Below are 5,484 nucleotides of genomic sequence, written 5' to 3' on the forward strand. Positions count from 1 at the left end.
CTGCAGCGGCGTTTCAAACGATTGCTGGCTCCTCCCGAGACCGACGCCAGGAAGGCGAAGGCGGACGATGAATCCGTGCCGCAATGGCCCGACCTCGTGATCATCGACGGCGGCCGCGGCCAGCTCGGCGCAGCCCGGGAGATTTTCGAGAGTCTTGGGCTCACCCAGGTCGCGCTGATGGCTGTCGCCAAGGGACCCGAGCGCGATGCCGGGCGGGAGACGCTGTTCTTGCCGGACCGCGAGGCGATCAAGCTCGAGCCGCGCGATCCCGTGCTCTATTTCATCCAGCGCCTGCGCGACGAGGCGCACCGCTTCGTGATCGGCTCGCATCGTAAACTGCGCAAGAAGGACATCCGCGAGGCCGGACTGCAGGAGATTCCGGGCATCGGCCCGTCACGCAAACGTGCGCTGCTGCATCACTTCGGAACGCTGAAGGAGATCGAACGCGCCTCCATCGCCGATCTCGGCAAGGTCCCCGGTGTCAGTGCCGAGAGCGCGCGCCGGATTTTTGAGTTCTTCCATCCGCAGGGGACCTGACGCGCCATCGAGATTGGATTGGATCCCTCAGGTCCGCGCCGCCGGTCTCAAGGAGCAGGTCGGTTGTTGGAGGTAAACCGGACCGTTTCGCGCCGGCCGCGAACTTCCGGGTGTGCCCCCCCTATCGGACTTCGTTGGATAGTGGACTGATCCAACAAATTTCGCGAACTACAATCGCCAGCCCGGTAGAGTGGTAGTAAGCGGCTCTCGCGAGGTAGCTGCCTGGCCGTAACGCCAGAACCTCATGTTCGCTGCGCAGATCGTACCCTCGATCCGATGCATCTATGAGCCACATTGCACCGGACGCACCTGTCTCGAATTCAAGCCGTTCAGCGTTTGAACTCTCTAGAAGTTCGCGCAGTTGTGGCACGCGCAATGCAGGCTCGATGAGCCGTTCGTCATCAACGCCAAGCCATTGAACGAGAAAGCCTCTGTCATCCAGGCCATTGGAGTACCATGCCATGTCGCCGGCATCGCCAGATAGCACAACAGCACTACGTTGGTGGCAGGCAATTGATCCCAGCCAAGTTGTTACTCTGCACGCCCGGCCATAGTCACTTTGGTCAGCCGGATTTCCATAATCGTGCCATCTGTCAATACCCCGCCAATGCTGGAGTTCTTCGTCAGCAATCAGCAGATGAGGACCGCCGGTTGTCGCTATCCAAGTGTGTGTTCGCATCATGCGTCGAACGATAGCAGGTATTTCCCTATTGGCCCGACCCGGACCTCCGGTGGGAGTATCGCTTACGCTGCTTGGCAGCAAGCGGACTCCTTATGCTCGGCGCGAGATATTCCGGGTCTGACCCACAGGAGACCTCGAACGCTAGACCCCCCGCGCCGATCCCGATTTGGGCCCATTCTGACTTCGCGCCATCGAAGGACGTCGACAACCTGCTGGAGCTGATTGCTGCTCTTGAGGGTGTCCAGGCCTAACGCCGCCGATCATTCCAAGCTGCTATATTTTGACTGGTATTTTGGTACCTTGCTATAAGCAAGTAGCCCGCATGAGCGCAGCGACATGCGGGATCTCACCGCGGGGAAGATCCCGGATCTCGCTTCGCTCATCCGGGCTACGCTTGCTGAGGCGCCATCAAGATTGGAATGGATCCCTCATGTCCGCGCCGCCGGTCTTAAGGAGCAGGTCGGTTGTTGAAGGTACACCGGACCGTTTCGCGCTGGCCGCGAACTTCCGGGTGTGTGCCCCAGCGGACGTGAGGCATCTGCCCCTTCGGGCAACAAATGCGACTCGAACGACTACGTAAAACTCCCTTGCCCTCCTCCCCCAATGATGTTTCGCCGACCCAGCCAGTCAGTCTGTTGCGATCCATCGACCGGTTCGCGGACCTCGAGGGGGCTGAGGAGTTCAGCCGCCGCGCAACTTCGCCAGCGCCTCCGGGAAGCGGCGGGAGAGCGGCGCGGTCAAGTTCCCAAGCTCTATCGTATAGTCGCCTGACCCCTCCGGCTTGAGCGCCGTCATTTCTCGGGCGTTCACCAGCCACGATCGATGCGTGCGCAGGAAGCCGCGCGAGCCAAGCTCGCTTTCCAGCGTCGATAGCGGCGAGCGCATCAGCAGCCTGCGCCCGTCCTTTAGCACGAACTCGACGTAGTTTCCCGCTGAAGCGATGGCGAGAACCTGATCCAGCCGCACGCGAGTAACTTTGGCGCCGTCGCGGATGTCGAAAGTCTGCGCCGGTCCCGGCGGTTCGCCCTTCGCCCACTGACGCACGAGATGATCGGTCCACGCGAAGGCGGCGACGATAAGCGCGTAACTGAATGCGTCCTTGGCGAATTCGTAAAGGAAATTGGGAAGCGGAGGGCCGAAATCGTAATGCGCGCCCACCAGCCGATAGACCAGCTTGCGCAAGACGACGAAGCCCGCGACATGCGCCAGCGAGAAGAGCAACGCCGCCGGAATGTGGACCAAAAGCCGCCTGCGCGGCTGCGCCATGACCGGCGCGACGCGGGAGGCGAGCCAGGGGATCCACAAGAACAGAAGGACGGTGAGTCCGCTCGATACTTCCCAGAGGATCGGCGCAGCCAAGCCGTAACGCGGTTCCCCGTGATAGTCGGTGATGACGTTGATCGCGCCGACCGCGCCGACGACAATCGCGGCGACTGGGTAGCGGCGCAAGAGAGAGCGGCGCGCGAGGCCGCCTGTCCCCAAAACCTCGCCGCTCATCCCAAGCCATCGCCAGGCGCCACCGATTGGGCGCGCTCCGTCCCGTCGCCCTTCCAGCGGCGTGACGCGTTTGGAAGAATCGTCGCGATCGGCGGCGAAAAGGCTGGGTCTCATCTCGTCCTCAGTATAAGCCCGCCGCGCCCGGAGGGAAAGGACAGGAAAATGCACAGACGAAGCCTGCTCAAAGGGATGATGGCGACAATCGCCCTGCAACCTCATTTGCTGGCTCGGGCCACGGCCAACGAGGGGCCGACCTCGGGCTTCAGCCGCGTGAGGCCCGGCGATCCCGCTTGGCCGAGCGCCGAAAGCTGGGCCAAACTGAAGGACGCGGTCGGCGGCAACCTGATCACGGTCGAGCCGCCCTTCGGCGCCTGCTCAGCGGACCCCAACGGTGCGGCTTGCGTCGACGCGCTGGCGAATATGCACAATCCCTTCTTTATCGGCGACCAGGCCGGCGGCACGCAGGTCTCCGGCTGGCTCGACGCCTGGACGCCGGCGGCCAGCGCCTATGTAGTCAAGGCCCGATCGAGCGCCGATGTTGCGGCGGCAGTGAACTTTGCTCACGCTAATCATCTGCGCCTGGTGGTGAAAGGCGCGGGTCATAGCTATCAAGGGACGTCGAACGCGCCGGATTCTCTGCTGATCTGGACGCGCGCGATGAACAAGGTGACGCTGCATGACGCCTTCACGCCACAAGGCTGCGAAGGCAAAGTCGCGTCGTTTCCGGCCGTCAGCGCCGAGGCAGGTGCGGTTTGGATCGACCTCTATCACGCGGTCACCAGCGAGGCCGGCCGCTACGTTCAGGGTGGCGGCTGCACGGATGTCGGCGTCGCCGGGCTGGTTCAGAGCGGCGGCTTCGGCAGCTTCTCCAAACGATTCGGCACCGCGGCCGGAAGCTTGCTGGAAGCCGAGATCGTCACCGCCGACGGCGCGGTGCAAGTCGCGAATGCATGCATCAATCCGGACTTGTTCTGGGCGATCAAAGGCGGTGGCGGCGGAAGCTGGGGCGTGGTGACGCGGCTCACCTTGCGCACCTATGACCTGCCGACATTCTTTGGCGCTGCCTTTGGAATGATCAAGGCGCAATCGGACGACGCTTTTCGACGCTTGATCGACCGCTTCATGGCCTTTTATGCCGAGAACCTCTTCAATCCAAACTGGAGCGAACAGGTCAGCTTCGCGCCCGACAACACGCTCAAAATCGCCATGGTCTGCCAAGGCCTCAACAGCGCTCAGGCGGAGGCGGCTTGGCGACCTTTCTCCGACTGGGTGGAAGAGTCGCCGCAGGACTTTTCGCTCGAGACGCCCTATGGCGTCGTCACGATTCCGGCGCGGCGCTATTGGGATCGGGGCGTCAATTCTTCCTTGGTCGCCGACTCGCGCCCGGGCGCGCCCCGCTATCGCGCCTGGTGGCGCGGCGACCAGGAGCAAGTCGGCGCGTTCTTCCATGGATTCGAGTCGCTCTGGCTGCCGGCGTCCTTGCTGCAAGACTCAGAGCGCTGGCGCCTTGTCGACGCTCTGTTCGCGGCGACCCGATACAAGAAAGTCGAGCTACAGTTCAGCAAGGGATTGGCCGGGGCGCCGGACGAAGCGATCGCCGCCGCCAAGGCCACGGCCACCAATCCCGCTGCAACCGAAGCCTTCGCCCTGGCCGTCATCGCCGACGGCGAAGGCCCGCGCTATCCCGGACTTGCGCGGCCGCCGATCGACCTGGCCGCCGCCCGAAAGAACGCGCGGGCAATTGATCTCGCCGCCGCGGAACTGCTTCGAGTAGCGCCAGACGCGGGGTCGTACCTATCCGAAAGCAACTATTTCAATCCGCGGTGGCAGAGCGCCTATTGGGGCGAGAACCATGCGCGGCTCCAAGCGGTGAAAGCGAAATACGATCCCGATGGGCTGTTCTTCGTGCACAATGGCGTCGGCAGCGAGGGATGGTCCGCCGACGGATTTACGCGACTCTAGTGAATTTCGGTTTGAGATCGATCCGACGACGCTGCCAGAGCGGCGGGCTGACGAGGTGATCCAATACTCCACACAATCGCGCTGCATGTCAGCTCATCGCCACACCGACGAACTCCGGCAATCATCTGGTGTCGGCTTTTGTGGTGTAGAGCGGAAATGCCGGTAGGGCCGCGCAACCGACGCTGATGACCCAACTTGGGAGTCAGGCGTCTTCCGTCTCCAGGCATGCCGCGTGTCCGGAGACACGCGCGAGGACGAGATGATGCATGTCGCCGTTCCCATGCCGGCGGCGGATATGAGCCGCACGGATCCTGCGCACGACGCGCGTTGCCCGACGAGCAAATTCCGCATGCGCGACATGCGCAGATTGCCCGTCGTGCCAGTTTGTCGCAGTGCCCTTGTTTCGTTTTTCAGAAATTGATTTGACGCCGACCCCAAATCAGAGGCATTATCGACCCGTCCCGCCTCGGCAAGAGGGGCGAACGCGTCGTCACGATCGTGAGGCGGGATGCGGTGGACGTGCCGGCTGCGCTGGACGAGCGATGCCGGTGCGGACGGCGAAATCGTGTGGTCCTGGCCTCCCGACGCTGAGGCTAAGTTTGCGAGTTGATGATCTCGCAAGCGACGGGGGCAAGAAAGCCCGGTCCCCGGGGAGATCACGTATAAGCCGTAAGCCATCGCGCAGGGAATGCCGGATGATTCGGCTGAACCTGTGGTACCTGCCGCCAGCTTTTCTTATTGCTGGCGGGCCATGGGTGAGGCCCTCACCCGGCATTCCCTGCGCCCTCTTCGATTCCTGGAGGGCG

Annotated in this window: 4 protein-coding genes; 2 read left to right on the top strand and 2 right to left on the bottom strand. The window is 62.9% G+C overall.

Features of this window, described 5'->3' with window-relative positions; genetic code table 11:
* A partial coding sequence (locus JOZ76_RS29935; protein ID WP_291704878.1) for a helix-hairpin-helix domain-containing protein occupies positions 1-537 on the top strand: 537 nt, incomplete at its 5' end.
* 121 nt (positions 538-658) lie between these two features.
* On the opposite strand, the gene JOZ76_RS29940 is transcribed toward JOZ76_RS29935, so the two are convergent.
* Complete coding sequence (locus tag JOZ76_RS29940; RefSeq protein WP_291704880.1) at positions 659-1,219, bottom strand: Imm21 family immunity protein; 561 nt, start codon at positions 1,217-1,219, stop codon at positions 659-661.
* Positions 1,220-1,900: 681 nt separating this feature from the next.
* Positions 1,901-2,716, bottom strand: coding sequence for a LytTR family DNA-binding domain-containing protein (locus tag JOZ76_RS29945; RefSeq protein WP_291704882.1), 816 nt, complete (start codon positions 2,714-2,716; stop codon positions 1,901-1,903).
* A gap of 162 nt (positions 2,717-2,878) precedes the next feature.
* On the opposite strand from JOZ76_RS29945, the gene JOZ76_RS29950 reads away from it, so the two are divergent.
* Positions 2,879-4,678, top strand: a complete 1,800-nt coding sequence (locus JOZ76_RS29950; protein WP_291704884.1) for an FAD-dependent oxidoreductase — start codon at positions 2,879-2,881, stop codon at positions 4,676-4,678.
* The last annotated feature ends 806 nt before the right edge of the window (positions 4,679-5,484 follow it).

This window comes from Bradyrhizobium sp. (genome assembly GCF_019244115.1).
Lineage (GTDB): Bacteria > Pseudomonadota > Alphaproteobacteria > Rhizobiales > Xanthobacteraceae > Bradyrhizobium.

Coding starts and splice junctions, on each gene's coding strand:
- JOZ76_RS29940 (WP_291704880.1), bottom strand. CDS start 1,219: ATGATGCGAACACACACTTGGATAGCGACAACCGGCGGTCCTCATCTG.
- JOZ76_RS29945 (WP_291704882.1), bottom strand. CDS start 2,716: ATGAGCGGCGAGGTTTTGGGGACAGGCGGCCTCGCGCGCCGCTCTCTC.
- JOZ76_RS29950 (WP_291704884.1), top strand. CDS start 2,879: ATGCACAGACGAAGCCTGCTCAAAGGGATGATGGCGACAATCGCCCTG.